Source organism: Burkholderia sp. SCN-KJ, from assembly GCF_024656005.1.
Taxonomy (GTDB): domain Bacteria; phylum Pseudomonadota; class Gammaproteobacteria; order Burkholderiales; family Burkholderiaceae; genus Burkholderia.
In genome coordinates, this window is sequence record NZ_JANKOG010000002.1 from 372,613 (window position 1) to 393,408 (window position 20,796).

The window sequence follows — 20,796 nt, forward strand, 5'->3', positions numbered from 1 at the left end:
CGATGGTCAGCATCGCGGGCGGCGGCCTACCGGGGCCGCCGCCCGCTCGTTACGCTTGCGCGATCATCCACTCTGTCCGGAAGGTCGCCATGTCCCGGCTCGATTACACGCTGCTCGGCCCCTGCCTGCTCGCCATCGCGATCGACGCGATGGGGTTCGGGCTGGTCTACCCGATGATGTCCGCGATCTTCAGCGATCCGCACGCGGGCATCCTGCCGGCCGACGCCGGCGAACACGCGCGCAATTTCTACCTCGGTGTCGGCTACGGGATCTATCCGCTCTGCATGTTCTTCGGCTCGTCGCTGATGGGCGAGTTGTCGGACCGTTACGGCCGCCGCCGGATCCTGCTGCTGTGCGTGCTCGGCCTTGCGGCCGGCTACGCGCTGATGGCGGCCGGCGCGTGGCACGGGAGCGTCGCGCTGCTGCTGGCCGGGCGCGGGCTCACCGGTTTGATGGCCGGCTGCCAGGGCATCGCGCAGGCGGCCATCACCGACCTGAGCACGCCCGGGAACAAGGCGTACAACATGAGCATCATGTCGCTCGCGTTCAGCGCCGGCGTGATCGTCGGCCCCGTGCTCGGCGGCGTCACGTCCGACCGGACGATCTCGCCGCTGTTCGACTACGGCACGCCGTTCGTGCTCGTCGCCGCGCTGTCGCTCGTGTGCGCGTTCTGGACCTGGGCGTCGTATCGCGACACGGCCGCGCCGCGCGGCGACACGCGCATCGATCCGCTGCTGCCGCTGCGGATCATCGGGGAAGCCGCACGTCAGCACAACGTCGCGTTCCTGTCGGTGGTGTTCTTCCTGATGCAGGTCGGCTACGGACTCTACCTGCAGACCATCATGCTGCTGCTGCAGGCGAAGTTCGGCTATACGAGCGCGCGGCTCGGGCTGTTCAGCGGCGTGATCGGCATCTGCTTCGTGTTCGGCCTGCTGTTCGTCGTGCGGCGGATGCTGCGCGTGTGGCGTGTGGTCGACATCGCGAAGACGGGCCTGCTCGTCGCGGGCCTCGGCCAGGTCGCGTCGGCACTGTTCCCGCACGAGCCGGTGCTGTGGGTGCTCGCGATGGTGGTCGGCTGTTTCGACATGGTCGCCTACACGACCATGTATACGGCGTTTTCCGATGCCGTCAGCGAGGACCGGCAGGGCTGGGCGCTCGGCGTCGCGGGCTCGGTGATGGCCGTCGCATGGGTCGTGACGGGCGCGCTCACGAACCTGCTGCCGGTATTCGGCGAGCGCGGGCTGCTGCTGATCGGCGGCGCGGGCTTCCTGCTCAGCTTCGTGATGATGGTGAGCTACGGGCGCAAGCAGGCCGGCGGGCCCGCGGCCGCGCTGTCGTAGACGGTTGCGCGCAGGTCGGCCCGATCCTGTCGGACGTTGTCCCGCGGGCCGCTGTCGCGCGTGAGCGCGCGGCCCGACACCAGTGCCTCGCGGTCACGGCGGGTCAGCCCGCGGCGGCAATCTGGCGCGGGGCCGCGTGCGGCGACGTGCTGACGACCGGGCAGGTGCTCGCGCTCGACGTCGCACGACGCATGCGCGGCCGGTGCGCTGGCCGCGTTCAAGGTGCGAAGCGGTCGGCCGCGCATCGGCGCGCGGCCCGCCCGGTCAGAACATCGTGTTCCCGTTCGCGGCTTTTTCGGGCACCGGCTGGATCACGTCCCAGTGCTCGACGATCTTGCCATCCTTCACGCGGAAGATGTCGACCACCGCTTCGCCGCGATCGCCCGGGCGCTCGGTCGCATGAACGTGCAGATAGACGAGGTCGCCGTCGGTCGCGCTGCGGACGATTTGTGCGCGTGATTCGGGGTTCTTCCGGAACGCGCCGACGAAGTACGACACGAACGGCTTCTTGCCATCGGGCACGCGCGGGTTATGCTGCTTGTAGTCGTCGGCGACGACGGCGGCAGCCTCGAGCGCTTCGTGCTTGTTGAAGAAGCGGTCGTAGAACGCCAGCACGAGCTGGCGGTTGGCTTCCTCGGCGGCCAGGTCGCGCGCGGGCGGGCCGGCGGCCGGCGCGGCGGTCGACGCGGCGAGCAGGACGAGCGCGGCAACGGTGCGAACGGGCGAGCGGAGCGATGACATGCGGCAGGTTCCTTGTCGGGAGATGCGTGGACGGACGCGCGGTGCGTGGTGTGCGACTGCGGATGACGCCGATCGTCGTCATCGGCGGCGACGGGGTGCCGGCGGTGCGCGTGCGCATGCTTCGTAGAACTGGCAAATCCGCGCGGCCATCGAGTCGATCGAATGGTACAGTTGCCGCGAACCCGTCACAAGAAGTCACCGCGGTGTGAACAGGTCACACCGCGGTGACCGTGCATTGCCCGTGAAAGAGAATCCCGTCATGTCGTTTCCGTCCGCCGACGAATCCGTCGAATTCGATCAGCCGTGCCCGATCCGCGATGTGCTCGACCGCATCGGCGACCAGTGGAGCCTGCTCGTGCTCGAGGCGCTGTCCGGCGGCACGATGCGTTTCAACGAACTCGCCCGTGCGATCGGCGACGTGTCGAAGCAGATGCTGTCGCGCACGCTCAAGCGGCTCGAGCAGGACGGCTTCGTCAGCCGCACGCTGTATGCCGAGGTGCCGCCGCGCGTCGAATATGCGCTGACGGACCTCGGGCGTTCGTTCCTGACGCCGATGCACGCGCTGATCCGCTGGGCAGACGAACATCATCGTGCGATTTGCGCGGCCCGTCGCCGCGCGCGCGAGCAGGAAAGCAGCGCGCGTTGAGCGGAGTGCGTCGTGCGGTCGCGTGACGACCGGCGACGGGATGCGTGCGTTGCGGCAGAAGCGGGTGATTTCGTTATCCGAACGTTTCGGGGGGGCGCTGCTTTCGCATGCGGTGTCGCGAAGGGCGCAACGCACGCGTGGCGATCGGCGTTTGAAGGGTGCCGACGACTGTCGTGACCGGGGCAAGCGCGATCGGCCTCCGCCCGGTCGGTCAGCTCGTAGGCAGGACAGGGCGGCGTGTCGATCGGCAAGGGCGCGGAAGCGGCGGATTCGCGCCGACCGACGGCCGGCGCGGACGACTTAACGCCAGGTGCCGTCGACGTAGACCCACACTTGACCCTGGCGCCGCCAGTATCCAGGTACCCACCTGCGCCCGGGGTGGCGGGCGACCCAGCGTCCGTGCACCCATATATAGTGGCCGCGCTGCCAGCGCCAGTAGCCGTCGGTCCAGACATAGCCGTGCGGCCGCGGAGGTGGCGGCCGGCGATCATGCCGCGGTGCAGGCGGTGCGAAGCCCGGGTGATCTGAATAAGGCGGCCTGCCGGGGCCCGGAGGCGGTCCGGGCGGCCGGTACCCGGGCGGGGCGGGCTGGGCGGAGACGGTACGCAGCCAGCCGCCGGTGGCGGCAAAGGCGGCGGTCAGTCCGACGGCGCGTAGCAACGAGCGTCGATCCATGCGGGTCCTCTATATAGGTAGTCGAAGCCGCCTTACATTAGCCCGCCGGTCCCGGAGCCGGGTTACGCGGGTCGTTAAGGCTGTTACCGCATGTCACGACGACCCGGCGGCAGCCGGGGCGCCGCCGTCGATCTCCCCGTTGAAGTTGGCGCCGACGGCCAATGGGGTCGGCTACGGCCGCGCGGCCGAATGTTTACCGTTCAATCGCTGCGTTTTAGGCGGCCAGGCCCAATATTTGAGATCGATTTGGGTAAAAATTACCGTTTTCGTGTGATTCCATCGATTCCGTTTGTTGTTTCTATGCAACCGTCAAGCCGATGACACGAAAGAATGGTGGGATGAAAGCCTCCAAAAAGCATCCGTCAAGAGGTCAAAAAAATACGTTAAAACAAATACTTATGACGCGTCCCCACTTTCATTATTTCTAGTTCTGGAAAAGCTTATTTCTTTATTTGCAGATCGCGCCCCTAGGGTACACCCCTAAACTCACGGTTCCCAAACGGGCAACTATCCGGGCGCGGCCAGAAGGACCGATGGCGTTCCCGGGCGGTTGCAGACCGTTTATGAACAAGGTCGCGAGACCTGCCTCTTTTTAGAAGGGAGCTCCACGAATGAACAAGACTCTGATCGTTGCAGCAGCTGCAGCATCGTTCGCTACCGTCGCTCACGCGCAAAGCAGCGTCACGCTGTACGGCGTGCTGGACGCAGGCATCACCTACCAAAGCAACGTCCAGAACGCAGCCGGCCAAGGCAAGTCGCTGTGGTCGATGGGTTCGGGCATTGACCAGAGCCGCTTCGGCCTGCGTGGTTCGGAAGACCTCGGTGGCGGCCTGAAGGCAATCTTCACGTTGGAAAGCGGCTTCAACATCGGCAACGGCAAGTTCGCGAACAACAACGGCATGTTCAACCGCCAGGCTTTCGTCGGCCTGTCGAGCCAGTACGGCACGGTTACGCTGGGTAAGCAGTACGACTCCGTCCAGGACTACCTGGCACCGCTGACCGCAACGGGCTCGTGGGGCGGTACGTACTTCGCTCACCCGTTCAACAACGACAACCTGAGCACGAACGGCGGCTACTCGGCTAACAACACGATCAAGTTCGCAAGCGCGAACTACGCTGGCCTGCAATTCGGCGGCACGTACTCGTTCTCGAACAGCACGAACTTCGGCAACAACCGTGCTTACAGCGGCGGCGTGTCGTACCAGTACCAAGGCCTGAAGCTGGGTGCAGCTTACTCGCAAGCGAACAACCCGAACAACAACGGCACGGGCGCAGTTGACTCGTCGTCGGCTCTGTTCAACGGCCAAGGCCGCCTGCGCACGTACGGCGCGGCTGCTGCATACGCATTCGGCCCGGCGCAAGTTGGCGCAGCATGGACGCAATCGCGTGTCGACAACCAAGCTAACGGCGCGGCTACGTTCCACGCTGACAACTACGAAGTCAACGCGAAGTACAACCTGACGCCGGCTCTGGGCCTGGGCGCAGCGTACACGTACACGAACGCGAAGGTTGCTGGCGAAAGCACGCACTGGAACCAGTTCGGCCTGCAAGCTGACTACTCGCTGTCGAAGCGCACCGACGTCTACGCACAAGCTGTGTACCAGCGCGCTGCGAAGAACGGCGTTGGCGCATCGATCTACAACGGCGACGTCAACACGCTGCCGAGCTCGTCGATCAACCAAACCGCAGCAACGGTTGGTCTGCGTCACCGCTTCTAAGCGTGACGGCTGGGTAACCAGCTTCGCAGTATCGAAAAAGGCGCCTTCGGGCGCCTTTTTTTTCGCCCGCCGCATCGGCGACGCTGCGTATCGTCCGGCCGCAAAAAAAGCGAGGCGCTGAGCCTCGCTTTTTGCTTGGTGTGCCGACGTGTGCGCTGCCGGCCGGCAGCATCAGCGCGTGTATTCGCCGTTGGCTTCCGGCTGGAACACGATCGCGGCGACCTTCATCAGCCTTTCGGCGCCGCTCGGTTGCAGCACTTTCACCAGCTGACCGCGTTGCGTGCCGAGCAGCGCCATGCCGACCGGCGAGAACACGTTCAGGCGGCCGAGCTCGAGATTGGCGGCGTCCGGATAAACAATCGTCCAGGTGGCCTGCTCCTGGGTCGCTTCGTCGAGCAGCGTGATCTGCGAGTTCATCGTGACGACGTTTGCCTTGATGGCGTCCGGTTGCACGATGTCTGCGCGCTCGAGCAGTGTGTCGAGCATCGTCTGGAAGCGCGGGTTGTGTTCGGCGTGCTTCTCGAGGCGAGCAACGTCGAGTTCGGTCAACTGGTAAAGGCGTTGTTTCATGGCAGTTCTCCAAATGATCGGCATGGGGCAGGCGGGGCGTGCCTATGGGGATCGCCCGGAGCCTGTCTGACCTGGCTCCGGGAAGGAGACCGAGCCGTCAGATCAGGCGCCGGGCAGGCGCGAGCGGCGCCTGGGCCGTGCGTCGAGCGAGGGGATGCGCCGGCTGGCCGGCGCGCACGCGCACGCCGACCGGGCCGGGCGGCGAAACCGAAGCGAGCATGGGCGCGTGCATGGTGAATGGGGTATCGAGAGGTGAATAAAACCTTACGATTCTACAACACAACCTTCCGGATCGGTGCTTCGGCTGTCGGCCTTTCGTCAGGCATTGTTGTGAAAATGATTTAAGTAATAGCGATCGCGCACGGTGACAGCGGTCGATTTTTTCCGAAAATGCAACGCTGTATGTTCAAACCAAGGGTTTCCCCTTGGTATGGCCAGCACTACACTTGATCCATCGCTTCAGACAGTCCCGCCGGGAGCGACGTCAAAAGAGAACATATTTCGGAGGTCCACCATGAAGTCGATCATCTACGCAGCGATCGCTGCATCCGTTCTTGCCGCCCCGATCGCATCGTTCGCACAGTCCGAGCAGGGCTTGACTCGCGACCAGGTTCGGGCCGAGCTCGTGCAACTCGAACAGAACGGCTACAAGCCGCTCGCGAGCGATTCGCAATATCCGGACAACATCCAGGCCGCGGAACAACGGATCCAGCCGAACCAGCCGATGCTCGCCCAAGCCGATACGAGCGGTTATGGTGCGGTGGCGACGGGCGCAGGCCAGTCGGGCCGCCGCATGACGCATGAAGCCGCGAATCCCGTGAACTCCGTCTACTTCGGCAACTGAACATTCCCGGGTCTGCCCGAGCACAGCATGTGACCGACGGGACGCGCACCGCTTGCGCGCGTCTGCGTCAGCAGAGCAGAACCTCCGTCGCCGCATTCCGGCGGCTTTTCCGCCCAGACGCTCGCGCGTTTGGGCCTTTTTCGCTGGGACGGATCAGGCGGACGTGACCGTCGGGGTGCCGTGGATATAGTGTTCGAGTTGGCTGATCGTGAATTGCTGGTCGGCAATCACACTCTTCACGAGGTCGCCGATCGAGATCAGGCCGATCAGCTTGCCGTCCTGGATGACGGGCAGGTGGCGCATCCGGTGCTCGGTCATCAGTGCCATGCACTCGTCGGTGGATTGCGACGGTTCGACGTAGCGCACCTTGGCCGTCATGATTTCCTCGACGCGGGTGGCTTTCGACGAACGGTCCTGCAGCACGACCTTGCGCGCGTAGTCGCGCTCGGTGACGATGCCCGCGATGTCGTCGCCGTCCATGACCAGCAATGCGCCGATTCCCTTTTCCGCCATCAGCTTGATGGCGTCATAGACGAAATCGGCTTTCTTGACGGTGTAGATCGTGCGGCCGGAATCCGGCTTGGCTTTGAGAATTTGCGCGACAGTCGTGCTCATTTGCTTTCTCCGTGTGCGGGACGATGCAGGGAAGGCAGGGCGTGATGCGCGGCACCCGACGGGCCCAGTATAGCCGGGCCTGCTGCGGCAGTCGCGTGACGTTTCCAGATTAGCGGTAAACTCCGGTCACGCACTATCCACACAACTCCTACATTCCAGATCGTTTCGATTGAATTCATGATGTCTTCGCGTCCCCAATCGCCCACGCAGGGCAATGGCCAGGCAGACGAGTGCGTGACGCTCGTCGCCACCGCGTCGCTGCCCACGCGCTACGGTACGTTCACGTCGTACGCTTTCCGCGTATCGGGCAGCGATGCCGAACATCTCGCGCTCGTGATGGGTGACGTCACCGGCGAGCAGTCCGTGCTCACGCGGCTGCATTCCGAATGCCTGACCGGCGACGTGTTCGGCTCCTTCCGCTGCGATTGCGGCGAGCAGCTCGATCTCGCGCTGCGCTACATCGCGGCGGAAGATCGCGGCGTGCTGCTGTATCTGCGCGGCCACGAGGGGCGCGGCATCGGCTTGAGCAACAAGATCCGCGCATATGCGCTGCAGGAGCAGGGGCGCGACACCGTCGAGGCGAATCTCGACCTCGGCCTGCCCGACGACGCTCGCGAATACGATTCGGCCGCCGCGATCCTGCGGATCCTCGGCGTGACGTCGGTGCGACTGATGAGCAACAACCCGAAGAAGTTCGACACGCTCGTGAAGCACGGCATTCCCGTGTGTGAACGCGTGGCGCTCGCAGTGCCCGTGCGAGAGGAAAACGAGCGTTACATCCGGACCAAGCAGGTCAAGTTCGGGCATTACTTCGAAGAGAACGAGTAATCGCGTTCGACGCGTGGGCGCCCGATCGGGCGTCGCGCTTATTCCGTGAACGCCGGGCGGGACGATGCGTCCCGCTGCATTCGATTCCCGTCGCCGGTTCTCGCGACTGTCGCCGCTGGTTGCCGGCGCAGCTGACGAGCGCGGTTGCTTCGTCCCTCCGCTTCGCCTTCGAGCTCGCTCCTGCGTTACGAGAACGGTGTACGCGGCCCGACGCACCCCACGCCTTCTGCACATCCCGATCACGGTTGATCCGCCATTGAAGATCGAAACCGAACGTTTGACGTTGCGTCGCTGGCGGCCGGGCGATGCCGGTGCGCTGGCTGCAATGCACGCGGATCCCGATGTGACCGCGTGGCTGGCGCGTGGCCCGATGTCCTTCGATGAGGCGGAGGCCGTCATCGCACGCTTCGAAGCGCATTTCGACACGCACGGTTTCGGTGTGTGGGCGATCGAGCGCCGTGCGGATGGCGCGCTGATCGGGCTCTGCGGGTTGTCGCGTGAAGTTCGTGACGAGCATCCGATGGCGCCGTGCGTCGAGATCATATGGCGCCAGGCCCGCGCATCGTGGGGGCATGGCCATGTCGCGGAAGCGGCCGCTGCGGTATTGGTCGACGGGTTCGACCGGGTTGGGCTCGGCGAGATCTTTGCGTGGACGGCTGCTGCCAACCAGCGATCGCAGCGTGTTGCACAGCAACTCGGGATGGCGCGGCAACCGATGCGCGATTTCGATCATCCTGCGTTGCCGCCGGGGCATGCGCTGCGACCGCATGTGGTGTTTGTCGCGCGCGCAACACCCGTTCGTCCGGCTGATTACATCAGCGCGTAACGCGCCCCGGGCACGCCTGCCCGCTCACGCCACCTCGCGTTCTGCAGCACGATCCGGTAGCCGTCGGCGTCCTCGAACGTCTGTCCGCACGCATCCCAATATGGATTGAACGATGTCGCCCGCATGAAGCCGTGCGCGACTGCGCGTGCGCACGCGGCTTCCCATGCCGGGCGGTCGGGAAGATAGAAGACGATCAGGTCTTCGGGTGTCGGCGACGGGGCGACCGGATGCGCCGGACAGTGCGTGAACTCAAAGTGGTAGTCGAGTTCTTCGCGTCCGAGCATCACGCCGGAGAAACCGTCGTGATCGTCGAAGCGCGCGAGCACTGCTAGCTCGAATGCGTCGCGGTACATGTGCTCGGTTCTGGCGAGGTCGGCGACGGGGCGGGCGATGCGCAGGTGGGCGTGCATGACGACGTCGGCTCTGGGTGAGCGATTCGTCGATGATAAGCCGACGGGCAGGCCCGCGCGCGCTGCGGGCGGCTCGCAGGGAACTTCGATATGTCCCCGATAAATTATCGCAGGCAAGAAAAAGCCCGCTACTGGAGCGGGCTGAATCCATGTTTGGAGACATGGAGGAGACGGATGTAACTTTAAGGGAAAACCCGAGGGATGGCAAGCCCTAGTTGTAATTGTGCAACGCAGCGCGCCTTGAGCTGTCCTGACTAGGCTGGTGCTGCACGCCATCCAGCTGTCGCGGGCGTTCCACCGTGTCGTGCCGAACAGCCGCCGCACCGTCGCGTATCCGCGGAGCCGCCGCCGGTCCTACATTGCGCCTGCCCGCGCGTGCGCGGCAAACGCGCCGAACCGCTCCTGCGCAACCGGCACCGCGTACTTGTCGCGCATTTCCGTCTCGATCCACGCGCAGGCCTCGCGCGCGCAGTCGGTCAGCGCATGTCGTGTCGCGTGTCCGTCGATGTCGTAGACGAAGCGCACGCCCACCTCGTCGTCGGCGACTTGCCGTTGCAGCTGATTGAGCTGCAGTTGCGGCCCGTGTCGCTGCGACAGCGCGCGCAGCTCGTCGAAGTGATATTCGAGCCAGTCGGCAAAGAACAGCGCGTCGCTATGGCAGCGCAGACGGAACGCCGCACTACGCGACGGACGCTGCGCGCCGTCGCCCGCGGCCTGCGGCTCGCCGTTCGGCGCGATGGCCGCATCGACGGGCGCAAGCGGCTGCCCGGTCTGCCGGTACGGTTTGCGGTCGCGCAGTGCGTGCCACAGCAGTTCGTCGCCGGCGGCACCGGACGGCTGCATCGTCAGGTCGCGCCGGCCGTCGCCGACAGCGGCGACGTCGCGGATCACGAGGCGCAGCGAGCAGAGCGGCTCGTCTGCCACCAGCAGCGTCGCCGTGCGCGGCAGCCCGCACACGAGCGGCGTGGCGCCGGCGGCCCGGAACACGAGCCCGCGGCGATCGAGCCGCACGAGCGGCAGCGGCCGCGCAAACGTCGGGTAGGCGACTGCGATGCGGGCGCCCCCGGCACCCGTCAACCCGGGCATCATCGCGCGAAAGACCTGAGACTGGTCCACGGTGGTTCTCCTTCGTTACGGTGCCGCCCGGCCGGACTACGCGCGTTCCGGCTCAGGCGGCGATGGCTTGCCGGGCAGCCCTTCCCGGTTCGATTCCTAGTGCGGCAAACGTTTGCGGATCGATGTCGATCCAGCACGCGACAACCAGGCGACCGTCCACCTGTTTCGGGGGACCTGCCCGGTGCGCGTGCACGCCGATCCGGCGGAACAGCCGCTCCATGCTCGCGAACGTCACGCCGATCAGCTGCCGCGCGCCCCGTTGCGCCGCGCAGTCGACGACCGCGGCGAGCATCGGGCGGACGGCCCACTCGGCATTGCCCGGACCGCCTTCGTCGTCGCCGGTCGCCGCGAACCGCGACAGCTCCCAGACGGCAGCCGATTGCGGCAGTGCGACGTCCTCGGCGATCAGGTCGGCGAACAGCGACTTCAGCAGATACGGGCGGGTGGTCGGCAACAGGCGCGCACATCCGCACACTTCGCCGCCGGCATTTCTCGCGAACACGTAGACGGTATCGTCGCGATCGAACTGGTCGCGCTCGAAACATTCGTTCGCCGACGGGAGCGCCCAACCGAGCTGTTCGACGAACACATGGCGCCGATAGCGCCCGAGATCCGCTGCAAGTTCGTGTGGTAACCGCCCTTCCGCGTGAACGAAGGTCCGCATGGTGTCCTCGGATCGGTACTTTGGTATGCCCGCATTACATCGCGCGTCCCGAGGAGGCGGTAACTGGTAACTCTTACAGGGTGAGGCCGCGCCGACACCATTCGACCGGTGGTAACGGTTTCTTGATCGGCGGGATTGAAATACCGGCGGCTTTTGCTTATAAAGAGCGCCAGTCTTGTGGAAATGTCAGACGAAAGCGCGGCCGGTTGTCACTGGAGCACGGGACCGGCATGATAGACGTCGTTGCGACCGAGCAATGCCGACGCAACCGCGGCCGGCCAGTCGATGTCTGCGAGCCGCGCGGCCAGCACGGCGGCGGTGCGGAACATGCCGAGGTCGGCGCCGGTGGCGTCGACGGCCATGATGTTGCTGCGGACGTCGCCGCCCGCGATCGCGAACGTGCCCGTCGCGCGCTCGAGATACCAGTCCCAGCCGACCGTCAGGTACGCGAGGCCGGCACTGGCCGGGCGGTGCCATTCGGTGTAGCCGGCCAGGCGCGCGTCGACGGCGCTGTCGCGCAGCTCCGCGAGCAGCGATGCATCGAGGCCGCTCGCGACATGGTCGAGCGCGAGCGCGGCCAGCGCGCTTTCGGACAGGCGCACATAGCCGTCCGGAGACGGGCCGCGGACCGGGTGCAACAAAGGTGAAGTCATGCGCGGAATGTATCAGCCCCGAACCGGCGCTGGCACCTGACAGGTATGACAGCGTAACGTTGTCGGAGAACGAATGGAACTGCGCTGGCAGGATGCCTACCAACAATTCAGCGCCGCGGAAGACGAGCAGCAGCTCTTCCAGCGGATCGCCGCTTATTCTAAACGCCTCGGCTTCGAATATTGCTGTTACGGCATTCGCGTGCCGTTGCCCGTGTCGAAGCCGGCCGTCGCGATCTTCGATACCTATCCGGACGGCTGGATGGCCCACTACCAGGCGCAGAACTACATCGAGATCGACTCGACGGTTCGTGACGGCGCGCTCAGCACCAACATGATCGTCTGGCCGGACGTCGACCGGATCGATCCGTGTCCGCTGTGGCGGGACGCGCGCGACCACGGGCTGTCGGTGGGCGTCGCGCAGTCGAGCTGGGCGGCGCGCGGCGCGTTCGGGCTGCTGAGCATCGCGCGTCATGCGGACCGGCTCACACCGGCCGAGATCAACATGCTGACGCTGCAGACCAACTGGCTCGCGAACCTGTCGCATTCGCTGATGAGCCGCTTCATGGTGCCGAAGCTGTCGCCCGAGGCGAGCGTCACGCTGACCGCGCGCGAGCGCGAGGTGCTGTGCTGGACGGCGGAAGGGAAGACCGCGTGCGAGATCGGCCAGATACTCAGCATCTCGGAGCGCACGGTCAACTTCCACGTGAACAACATCCTCGAGAAGCTCGCCGCGACCAACAAGGTCCAGGCGGTGGTGAAGGCGATCTCGGCCGGGCTCATCGATACGCCCTGACGCGGCACCGGCGGCGGGGCGGTCGTGCCGAGCCGGCCGCCGTTTGCGCTCACTCCATCATCGGCTCCGCTTCCTTCGCGGTCCAGCTCACGCTGGAAATGCTCTTCTCCATGCTCATCCGGCTCGCGATCTGCTCGAGCTTCTGCTGATCCTTCGGATGCAGCTTCAGCGTCGCGGTCACCTTCAATCGGTCCGGCTGCTCGGGCACGTCCTCGCTCGTCAGGCTCTGGAACGACAGCGGTTTCGCATACATCGCATTCGACAGCAGCATGCGGATGTGTACTTCGTCGGCGGCGAGGCAGATCACGGTGATCTGGTATTCGCGCACGAGGTCGGCATTCGACACGGGGGTCGCGTTGATCGCCTGGCTGACGCCGCGCAGCACCGTGTTGGTGAGCAGCACGACGCCCGTGCCGGCCAGGGCCGGCACGTAGTGGCCGGAGCCGGCCAGCACGCCGACGGCCGCCGAGCACCACAGCGTCGCGGCCGTGTTGATGCCCTGGATCGAACCCTTGTCGCGCATGATCACGCCGCCGCCGAGAAAGCCGACGCCCGACACGACGTAAGCGGCGATCTGCGTGACGCCGGCCACGCCGTTGCCGGTCAGCACGCCGAGTGTGACGAACAGGCATGCGCCGCTTGCGACGAGCGTGATCGTGCGCAGCCCCGCCGTGCGTTGCCGCATCTGGCGTTCGAGGCCGATCGCGACGCCGCAGGCGAACGCAGTGAAAAGACGGAGTGCGAAATCGAGAGTCATGATGGTCCTGCCGTGCCAAGTGCGCATGCCGGCCCGCGGCGCGGCGGCGCGAAGCCGAACGCGGCACGATGGCCGTCATCGCGCGGTACTGTACCGCGCGGATGCGTCATTCAATGTGAAACGGATGGCGTGCGGGCTCGCGGAACGCGAGCCGCGGCAGGAGAACTGCGTCGGACAGGCGTTCAGGCGGCAAGCGGCGCACGCAATGGAGTGCTGCAACTGTCCACGATGGTTCCTGAAGGAAGAATGGGCGGCATTCTAGTGGGCCGCCCGCGCAGGCGTCAACCCGTCTGGCGGCCCGTGCGTCACTGCGACGGTGACTGCGACGCGCCGATCGTCCCTGTCGCGAGCGCGAGCGCGGCGGCGGCCGACAGCGCGCCGGCGTAGCTGTCGACCTCCGCGTTGCGGGCCGCGAGCAGCTGGCTTTGCGCGATAGTCGCATCGGTGACCGAGCCGACGCCGTTGCGGTACGCGGTCAGTGCCGCGTCGTAGCTCGTCTGCGCGGCATCGACGAGCGCCTTCGCCGCGTCGTGCGACGCGAGGCTCGTCTGCACCGCGTTCTGCGCGGCGACGACCTGGCGGACGGCTTCCTCCTTGGTCCGCGTGAGGCGCGCGGATGCGCTTTGCGCATCGTTGCGCGCCTGCATCAGCACCGCCGAGCGCAGGCCGCCGTCGTACAGCGGAATCGTCACGCCGAGGAACACGCCGCCGCCGTAGTGGCTGCCGTTCAGGTTCACGGTCGGGGCCTGGTCGCCGATCGCGGGCAGCGCGGTGATCGCCGTGCCGCCGCTGGCGTAGGACGTCGACGCCGACAGGAAGATCTTCGGCATGAACGCGGCTTGAGCGGCCTTGATCTTCGCGCGGTTGGCCTGCTCGAGCGCATAGGCGCCCTGCAGGTCGGGGCGGCGCGCGATCGCGTCCGACACGATCGCGTCGACCGACGACGCGAGCGCGGGCGGCAGCGCTCGCCTGGGCAGCGCGGCGATCGACGGTTTCGACAGCGGCGAGATGCCGAGCGCGGAAACCAGCGCGAGGTAGCCGTCGCTTTCCGTGCCGTTCGCCTGGACCAGCGCGAGGTTCGCCTGTGCGCGATTCTGTGTCGCCTGCGCGAGTTCGACGACGGTGCCGACGCCTTGCCTGAGCCGTGCGCGCGACGCCGCGAGGATCGCGTCCGCGTTCGCCAGGCCCTGCTGCGCGCTGACCGCGCGCGAGCGGGCGGCTTCGTAACGGTAATACGCGACGGTCACGTCGTGGATCACCTGCTGATGCACGGCCGTGAACGCGACGTTCGACGCGACCGACACCTGCTCGGCCGCCTCGACGCGTGCGGCGCGGCCGCCGAAATCGAACAGCAGCCATTGCAGCGACAGCGCCGAGATCGTGCCGTGCACGGTCGTGTTGCTCGACGCGTCGCCGAGGATCGTCGACGTCGAGCCGTGACTCGCCTGGTACGCGCCCATCGCGGTCGCGGACAGGTTCGGCAGGTACGCGGCCTTCGCGATGCCGACCGCGAGCGCCGCGTTGCGCGCGTCGTTCCATGCAATGCGGGTCAGCGGGTTCGTCGATTCGGCGAGATCGATCAGCTCGGGCAGCGTGTACGGATGCGCGGCATCGAGCGCTGCCGGCGGCGACACCGATGCGAGCGCGGGCGAGGCCGGCAGCGTGTAGTCGTGCGGCGCACGTTGCGCGGATGCAAGCGGCGGCGCCGGCACGATGTCGCCGGCGGCCGACGTTTGCGGCTGCCACGGGCGGTCGGGGGCCTGCGGCGCGAGATCGACCGACGACGTGGCACAACCGGTCAGCGCGATGGCGGTCGCGAGCGCGGCGGCGGCGATCGATGCGGCCGGCGGTTCAGGGACGCGCATGAGGGGCAGGCTCCTTCGGGGTGTCTGGGCGCGCGGCGTCGGCGATGTGCGCGAGCCGCGTGTCGATCAGGTTCAGCAGCGCGTCGCGTGCAGGGTCGGTGGAGATGGCGGCCGGCGGTCGGGCCGGCACGGCTGCCGCGCCTGCCGTCGACGACGGCGGCGCCGAAGCGGCGTCGGCAGTCGGGGCGTCGTCGCGCAATTCGACCACGCGCGCGAGGTGCGCGCCGATCGCCGCATCGCCCGGCGTGCGCTCGGCGAGCAGGAACAGCGGGCCTTCGAGCGCGCCGAGTTCCGCGAGCGCGCGTCGCCGGGTGGCGAGCCACGTGGCGGCCGGCCGCACCCACGACGGTTCGTAGTGGATCAGGCCGAGCTCCTGCGCGATCGCGCCGTGGCTCGCGAACGCTTCGGCGGCGAGCGTGCGGCGTTCGGCAGGCTGCACGACCTGCGCGATACGGCGCCATTGATCGAGCAGCGCCGCGAACGCGACGTCGATCTGCTTGCCGATGCTGACGGGCCAGATGCGCGTGAACACGAGATACACGACGACGTTGCCGAGCAGGATGCCGATCGTGCGATCGCGCGCGAGCGTCAGGTCGAAGCCGGGGCCCGCGCCCTGGATCACGCACAGGAAGAACGCGAACGCGACCTGGAAGCCCGCGTACGCAATGCGCGGCGAACCGAACGCGATCCACGCGGACAGCCACGCGCCGACGAACACGAGCGCCATCAGCTCGCCGATCGACGACAGCGCCGGCACGACGAACACGAGCGCCGCGGTCCCGATCAGTGCGCCGACGATGCAGCCGGCGATCCGCAGCGTGAGCTTCTCGACCGTTTCGGCCGTCGAGCCGAGCGACACCATGTAGCAGGTGATGAAGCAGGTATGGATGCCCGACCAGTCGAGCTGCGAGTAGAGCAGGTAGCAGAACATCGCCGCGACGGTCGTCTTCAGCGCGTAGCGGATGTGGTCGGGGTTGGTGCGGGCGTCCGGCAGGAAGAAGCCGCCGCGCGGCGCGGCGGGTGCGTTGGCGGTTGCAGCCGATGCGTCGGGCGGACTCGCCGTCGGTGCGGCAGATGCGGCAGCGATAGCAGGCGCGGCCGGTGCAGTCGCTGCAGTCGATTCAGCAGGTGTGGCCGGCTCGGCGAACTGCGTGATGGCCGTGTGCAGATCGGCTGCGACGACGCGCGCGAGCGGCGGCAGCGTATCGACCGGCGGCAGCGCCAGCGTCACGTCGACCGGATAGCCGCCTTGCTCGAGGATGCCGGCCATCTCGTCGAGTGTCGCCGCAGCCGGTTGCGCGAACGCGGCGGGCAGCCGCGCGTCCGGCTCGCGGTCGGCGAGCGAGACCGCGACGAGCAGCGCGGTGCTCGACGCGATGGCTTGCCGTATCGCGGGTGCGTCGGCGGCGGGCGTCGACCCTTCGAGCGTCGACAGCTTGAGCCACGTGAGCAGCTGCTTGTCGCCTTCGCGCAGGCTCGCGTCGAAGGCCGCGCGCGCGTCCTCGTCGCCGCGCAGCCGCTGCGCGGCGAGCCGCAGCCGTTTCGCGAGCTGCGCGAGCGCGAGCTTGCGCGGCGACGGCGCGATCAGCAGGTTGACGACGATCGCGACGCCGACCGGAATCGCGACCATCAGCCATGCGTAGAGCAGCGCGCGCGTCGCGGCTTCGCCGACCGGCGCGAGGCCGAGCTGGTCGAGCCCGAAGCCGACGATCATCGCGAGGATCGCGCCGACCGGGCGCAGCTTGCTCGCCGACGTGAGGTACAGCAACCCGGCCGACAGCACGGCCATGCACGCGACGCGCAGCACCGAATAGTCGATGCTGAAGATCGCGACGCCGATCACGAGCGCGATCACGAGCGTGATGAGCAGCAGCATCGCGACCGCGAGCACGACGCTCGTCACGCGGTCGGCGCGGTTCAGGAAGAACACGACGTACGCGGAGATCGCGGCTTCCGGCGTACCGTAGCCGCTCGTCACGAGCACGACGAGCGCGCAGATCAGCGCGACCCGCGCGGCCATCGCGGCGCGCCCCGGAAACGGCGCGAGCAGTCGCAGGACTTCGCGCGGGCCGGGCGAGCGGACTTCAGCGGCAGGCTGAGCCATGCCGGACCTCGACGATCGCGCTCGCGCCGACGCGCACGAGCTTGCCGTCGGGTTCGTCGAGCTTCACACGCACCGGGAAGCGCTGCGCGACATGTACCCAGTTCACCGAGCGCTGCACGATCGGCAGCGCGCGCGGCAGGTTGATGCGGTCGCTGTCCGAGATGCCCGCGCCGATCCCGACGACCTTGCCCGTCAGCGGCCGGCTGCGGTCGATCATCGAATAGACGGTCGCGCAGTCGCCGACCGCGATGCGGTTCAACGACGTTTCGCGGAAATTGCCGACGGCGAACCATTCGCTCGCATCGATCAGCGTGAAGATCGACTGGTTCGGCGCGAGGGTTTCGCCGGCGAGCACGGTCAGGCCCGTCACGAGCCCGTCGTGCGGCGCGCGCACCACCGTGTCGTCGAGCGCGTGCTGCGCGCGGGCGAGTGCGGCTTCGCGTGCATGGAGCGTGGCGATCGCGTCGGCGTCGTCGCCGATCGTTTGCGCGGACGATCGCTGCTGTTCCTGCGCCTGCGCGAGCGACACGGCCGCGTCGCGCTGCCGGACCTTCGCCTGGTCGAACTGCTGTGCGCTGACGTAGCCCTGCGCCGCGAGCGGTGCGAGCCGGTTCACATCGCGCGTCGCGAGATCGTGATTCTGCGTCGCGCGCTTGACCTGCTCGGCGGCGACGGCTGCGCTCGAGCGCTCGCCGATCAGCGACCGGCGGCGCGTGTCGAGCGACGCGCGCGCGAGTTCGAGATCGGCCTGCGCCTGCGCAACCGTGAGTCGGTACGGAACCGGATCGATCTGATACAGCAGGTCGCCTTTCGCGACGCGCTGGTTCTCGTGCACGGCGAGCTGCACGATGCGACCGCCGACGGGCGATGCGACGTGCACGACGTCCGCGTCGATCGACGCGTCGTCGGTGGACGGGTAGGCCGTCGTGCGGTGGTACGCGTACGCGAGCGCCGCGATGCCGAGCGCGACGATCGCCAGCGCGATCACGCGGCCTTTCGTGGACGGGCGGGCGGTGCCGGCGGCCTTCATGCGAACGGCCCCGTGCCGGTGAGCCATACGATCACGGCGACCACGAGCCCGATCGCGGTGCAGACGGCGAGCTGGTAGGGCACCGTGGCGGCCCAGCCGGTCGCGACGAACACGCGGTGCGCGACGATCGCGCCGACGATGCCGACGATCGCGCTGACGAGCCAGAGCGGGAAATACGCGCCGAACAGGACGTACGACGGTGCGCCGCGCGACGTGCAGCCCGCGAGCGGCAGGGCGGGCGCGAGGACGGCGGCGACGCGCAGCGGCGCGCGCGGCGTTGTTTTTCTCATGGTGTGACGAGCTCGACGTTGGGGGTGGATGCCGGGCGCGGCGCAAGGCGGTTCGTCGCCGCGACGACGATTCCGCGATACGGAGCCGATAATAAATCAGCGCGATGTAGACCGCCAGCGATGCGGCGTGCATCGGCGGCATGCGGCAGCCGTCCGGCGGGCCGCCGCACCCGCCACACCCACCGCGCCCGTGACCGGTCGTGCCGGCCGGTATCTGTGTACCATCGTGCGAAGGGCGCGGCGCGTGGCGCGGGGCATGACGAGACCTGGCGTCACGGTCCCGTCCGACGCGCGGCGCGGAAGCGGTATCGCAACGAGGACGAGTATTCCATGCGAAGTTTCTTTGTCCGGTTCATCGCAATCGGCGTTGTGTTCCATTTGTATGTCGGTCTGCGGATCATTCCCGACGCCTTCACGTCGCCGCTCGCGCGCGCGATCGCGGCGCTCGTGCTGGCGAGCTTCGTCGTGCTGATCCCGGTCGGCATGTTCTCGCGCCGCTTCGACGAAGGCTGGGCCGCGACGCTGGTCGGCTGGCTGGGTTCAATCGCGATGGGTTTCTTCTCGTCACTGCTGGTGCTGACATTCCTGCGCGAGCTGGTGCTGCTCGGCGTCGTCGTCTGGCGGCATCTGGGGCACGACGGTGCCTGGAGCGGCGCGGCATCCGACACGGCGCTCGGCGTGCTGGCGGGTGCGGTGCTGGTCAGCGCGATCGGATTCGTCGGCGCGCGCCGCACGGCGGCGGTCAAGCGCGTGTCGATTCCGGTCGACGGGCTGCCGGCCGCGCTCGACGGGCTGACGATCGTGCAATTGTCGGACATTCACGTCGGGCCGACGATCAAGCGCCCGTATATCGAGCGGATCGTGCGCGCGGTCAATGCGCTCGAGGCCGATCTCGTCGTGGTGACGGGCGACGTGGTCGACGGCTCGGTCAAGCGGCTGCGCGAACACACGGCGCCGCTCGGCCGCATGCAGTCGCGGCACGGCAGCTTCCTCGTGACGGGCAACCACGAGTACTACGCCGGCGCGCACGCATGGATCGACGAGTTCCGGCGGATCGGGTTGACGGTGCTGCTCAACGAGCACGTGCTGATCGAGCACGACGGTGCGCGCGCGGTGCTCGCGGGCGTCACCGATTTCACGGCGGGCGGGTTCGATCCCGCGCATCGCAGCGATCCCGAGCAGGCGCTGGCGGGCGCGCCGCGCGACGTCGCCACGAAGATCCTGCTCGCGCACCAGCCGCGCAGCGCGGAAGCGGCGAGCCGCGCCGGTTACACCGTGCAGCTGTCCGGCCATACGCACGGCGGGCAGTTCCTGCCGTGGCCGCCGTTCGTGCGTCTGCAGCAGCCCGTGATCGGCGGGCTGAACCGGTTCGGCGCGATGTGGCTCTATACCAGCCGCGGCACCGGCTACTGGGGGCCGCCGAACCGCTTCGGCGTGCCGTCCGAGATCACGCTGATCCGGTTGACCCGCAGCCGCTAGCGCGCGGCATCAGACGATGCGCGCGATATCGTCGAAATCGAAGCGCGGGCTGCGCGGGAACAGGCCCGCCGGGTCGCCGTAGCCGAGATTCACGAGGAAGTTGGTCCGGATCGCGGTGCCCGCGAAGAACTCGGCATCGACCTTCGCGGCGTCGAAGCCCGACATCGGGCCCGCGTCGAGGCCGAGCGCGCGCGCGGCGAGGATCAGGTACGCACCCTGCAGCGACGAGTTGCGGAATGCGGTGGCTTCGATCAGCGCGTCGTTGCCGGCGAACCAGCTGCGCGCGTCGGCATGCGGGAACAGGCGCGGCAAGTGCTCGTGGAACGCGAAGTCCATGCCGACGATCACGGTGACGGGCGCGGCCATCGTCTTCGCGCGATTGCCTTCGGACAGCGCGGGTTTCAGGCGCGCCTTCGCTTCGGGCGACTTGACGAACACGAAGCGCGCGGGGCTCGCGTTCGCCGACGTCGGGCCGAATTTCGTCAGGTCGATCAGCCGGTGCAGCAGCGCGTCGTCGACGGGTTTGTCCTGCCATGCGTTGTGCGTGCGCGCGGTGAGGAACAGTTGGTCGAGGGCGGAATCGGAGAGCGTCATGGTGGGTCCGGGAAGAAATCGGCCGGGTCGCGCCGGCCGGCGTGGCGGAAGATGGCCGCGCGCTGGATAAGGGCGCGCCGCGACACGGCGCGATGATAGCGTGGCACGCGAAAACGCATCGGCTTCGCGACCGGCGATGCAAGCGCGCGGGTGTGTCACGCGCCGGAATGACAGCGCATGGCGGCGCGCGTCGCCGTTGGCTACCATGCAGGCATGGCTCGCCCGCACCGTTCATTTG

Annotated in this window: 22 protein-coding genes; 8 read left to right on the plus strand and 14 right to left on the minus strand. The window is 67.4% G+C overall.

The window, feature by feature from the left end; all coding sequences use genetic code 11:
- The first annotated feature begins 89 nt into the window (after positions 1 to 89).
- On the plus strand, positions 90 to 1,340 hold the full coding sequence (locus NQV17_RS05055) for an MFS transporter (RefSeq protein WP_257769501.1): 1,251 nt from the start codon (positions 90 to 92) through the stop codon (positions 1,338 to 1,340).
- A gap of 264 nt (positions 1,341 to 1,604) precedes the next feature.
- On the opposite strand, the gene NQV17_RS05060 is transcribed toward NQV17_RS05055, so the two are convergent.
- Positions 1,605 to 2,081 carry a nuclear transport factor 2 family protein gene (locus NQV17_RS05060; RefSeq protein WP_257769503.1) on the minus strand — a complete coding sequence of 159 codons (477 nt, stop codon included), beginning with the start codon at positions 2,079 to 2,081 and terminating at the stop codon, positions 1,605 to 1,607.
- A 259-nt stretch (positions 2,082 to 2,340) separates the two neighbouring features.
- On the opposite strand from NQV17_RS05060, the gene NQV17_RS05065 reads away from it, so the two are divergent.
- A complete protein-coding gene (locus NQV17_RS05065; protein ID WP_257769513.1) occupies positions 2,341 to 2,727 on the plus strand; it encodes a helix-turn-helix domain-containing protein in 387 nt (128 codons plus the stop codon).
- Positions 2,728 to 3,027: 300 nt separating this feature from the next.
- On the opposite strand, the gene NQV17_RS05070 is transcribed toward NQV17_RS05065, so the two are convergent.
- The gene (locus NQV17_RS05070) at positions 3,028 to 3,402 is read right to left on the minus strand and encodes a hypothetical protein (protein WP_257769515.1); all 375 of its coding nucleotides are present in this window, start codon (positions 3,400 to 3,402) and stop codon (positions 3,028 to 3,030) included.
- A 611-nt stretch (positions 3,403 to 4,013) separates the two neighbouring features.
- Between NQV17_RS05070 and NQV17_RS05075 the strand changes: the two genes are divergently transcribed.
- A complete protein-coding gene (locus NQV17_RS05075) occupies positions 4,014 to 5,120 on the plus strand; it encodes a porin (RefSeq protein ID WP_044846708.1) in 1,107 nt (368 codons plus the stop codon).
- Positions 5,121 to 5,291: 171 nt separating this feature from the next.
- On the opposite strand, the gene NQV17_RS05080 is transcribed toward NQV17_RS05075, so the two are convergent.
- Positions 5,292 to 5,690 (minus strand): GreA/GreB family elongation factor, encoded by a 399-nt coding sequence (locus NQV17_RS05080; protein WP_044846709.1) that lies wholly within the window; start codon positions 5,688 to 5,690, stop codon positions 5,292 to 5,294.
- A gap of 514 nt (positions 5,691 to 6,204) precedes the next feature.
- Here NQV17_RS05080 and NQV17_RS05085 point away from each other — a divergent pair.
- The gene (locus tag NQV17_RS05085; RefSeq protein WP_044846710.1) at positions 6,205 to 6,534 is read left to right on the plus strand and encodes a DUF4148 domain-containing protein; all 330 of its coding nucleotides are present in this window, start codon (positions 6,205 to 6,207) and stop codon (positions 6,532 to 6,534) included.
- Positions 6,535 to 6,687: 153 nt separating this feature from the next.
- Here the strand turns inward: NQV17_RS05085 and NQV17_RS05090 are convergent, their stop codons facing one another.
- A complete protein-coding gene (locus NQV17_RS05090) occupies positions 6,688 to 7,149 on the minus strand; it encodes a CBS domain-containing protein (protein ID WP_044846711.1) in 462 nt (153 codons plus the stop codon).
- 177 nt (positions 7,150 to 7,326) lie between these two features.
- Here NQV17_RS05090 and ribA point away from each other — a divergent pair, with 177 nt between their 5' ends.
- Positions 7,327 to 7,977: a GTP cyclohydrolase II gene (gene ribA / locus NQV17_RS05095; RefSeq protein WP_044846712.1), complete on the plus strand. Its 651-nt coding sequence runs from the start codon at positions 7,327 to 7,329 to the stop codon at positions 7,975 to 7,977.
- 256 nt (positions 7,978 to 8,233) lie between these two features.
- Positions 8,234 to 8,803: a GNAT family N-acetyltransferase gene (locus tag NQV17_RS05100; protein WP_257769541.1), complete on the plus strand. Its 570-nt coding sequence runs from the start codon at positions 8,234 to 8,236 to the stop codon at positions 8,801 to 8,803.
- Here NQV17_RS05100 and NQV17_RS05105 read toward each other — a convergent pair.
- The 4 genes from NQV17_RS05105 to NQV17_RS05120 all read right to left on the minus strand — a co-directional run bounded on the left by NQV17_RS05105 (position 8,788) and on the right by NQV17_RS05120 (position 11,646).
- On the minus strand, positions 8,788 to 9,213 hold the full coding sequence (locus NQV17_RS05105) for a VOC family protein (protein ID WP_257769543.1): 426 nt from the start codon (positions 9,211 to 9,213) through the stop codon (positions 8,788 to 8,790). The genes NQV17_RS05100 and NQV17_RS05105 overlap by 16 nt on opposite strands.
- A gap of 354 nt (positions 9,214 to 9,567) precedes the next feature.
- Entirely contained in the window at positions 9,568 to 10,329 is a 762-nt protein-coding gene (locus tag NQV17_RS05110; protein ID WP_257769545.1) for a hypothetical protein, read from the minus strand.
- Between the two features lie 52 nt (positions 10,330 to 10,381).
- Positions 10,382 to 10,993: an acyl-homoserine-lactone synthase gene (locus tag NQV17_RS05115; protein WP_257769547.1), complete on the minus strand. Its 612-nt coding sequence runs from the start codon at positions 10,991 to 10,993 to the stop codon at positions 10,382 to 10,384.
- Between the two features lie 209 nt (positions 10,994 to 11,202).
- Positions 11,203 to 11,646 carry a DUF4902 domain-containing protein gene (locus NQV17_RS05120; protein ID WP_257769549.1) on the minus strand — a complete coding sequence of 148 codons (444 nt, stop codon included), beginning with the start codon at positions 11,644 to 11,646 and terminating at the stop codon, positions 11,203 to 11,205.
- Positions 11,647 to 11,719: 73 nt separating this feature from the next.
- Here NQV17_RS05120 and NQV17_RS05125 point away from each other — a divergent pair, with 73 nt between their 5' ends.
- Complete coding sequence (locus tag NQV17_RS05125; RefSeq protein ID WP_124488191.1) at positions 11,720 to 12,439, plus strand: autoinducer binding domain-containing protein; 720 nt, start codon at positions 11,720 to 11,722, stop codon at positions 12,437 to 12,439.
- A gap of 49 nt (positions 12,440 to 12,488) precedes the next feature.
- Here NQV17_RS05125 and NQV17_RS05130 read toward each other — a convergent pair whose 3' ends face one another.
- From NQV17_RS05130 to NQV17_RS05150, 5 genes are all read right to left on the minus strand, one after another.
- On the minus strand, positions 12,489 to 13,196 hold the full coding sequence (locus NQV17_RS05130) for an MgtC/SapB family protein (protein WP_257769562.1): 708 nt from the start codon (positions 13,194 to 13,196) through the stop codon (positions 12,489 to 12,491).
- A 305-nt stretch (positions 13,197 to 13,501) separates the two neighbouring features.
- Positions 13,502 to 15,061, minus strand: a complete 1,560-nt coding sequence (locus tag NQV17_RS05135; RefSeq protein ID WP_257769564.1) for a TolC family protein — start codon at positions 15,059 to 15,061, stop codon at positions 13,502 to 13,504.
- A complete protein-coding gene (locus tag NQV17_RS05140; protein ID WP_257769575.1) occupies positions 15,048 to 17,165 on the minus strand; it encodes an FUSC family protein in 2,118 nt (705 codons plus the stop codon). Before NQV17_RS05140 ends, NQV17_RS05135 begins: the two co-directional genes overlap by 14 nt.
- Positions 17,146 to 18,195 (minus strand): multidrug transporter subunit MdtN, encoded by a 1,050-nt coding sequence (mdtN, locus tag NQV17_RS05145; RefSeq protein WP_257769595.1) that lies wholly within the window; start codon positions 18,193 to 18,195, stop codon positions 17,146 to 17,148. Before mdtN ends, NQV17_RS05140 begins: the two co-directional genes overlap by 20 nt.
- On the minus strand, positions 18,192 to 18,485 hold the full coding sequence (locus NQV17_RS05150; protein ID WP_124488186.1) for a hypothetical protein: 294 nt from the start codon (positions 18,483 to 18,485) through the stop codon (positions 18,192 to 18,194). Before NQV17_RS05150 ends, mdtN begins: the two co-directional genes overlap by 4 nt.
- Before the next feature lie 330 nt (positions 18,486 to 18,815).
- Here NQV17_RS05150 and NQV17_RS05155 point away from each other — a divergent pair, with 330 nt between their 5' ends.
- Entirely contained in the window at positions 18,816 to 19,964 is a 1,149-nt protein-coding gene (locus NQV17_RS05155; RefSeq protein WP_257769598.1) for a metallophosphoesterase, read from the plus strand.
- A gap of 9 nt (positions 19,965 to 19,973) precedes the next feature.
- On the opposite strand, the gene NQV17_RS05160 is transcribed toward NQV17_RS05155, so the two are convergent.
- Positions 19,974 to 20,558, minus strand: coding sequence for a malonic semialdehyde reductase (locus NQV17_RS05160; protein ID WP_257769600.1), 585 nt, complete (start codon positions 20,556 to 20,558; stop codon positions 19,974 to 19,976).
- Between the last annotated feature and the right edge of the window lie 238 nt (positions 20,559 to 20,796).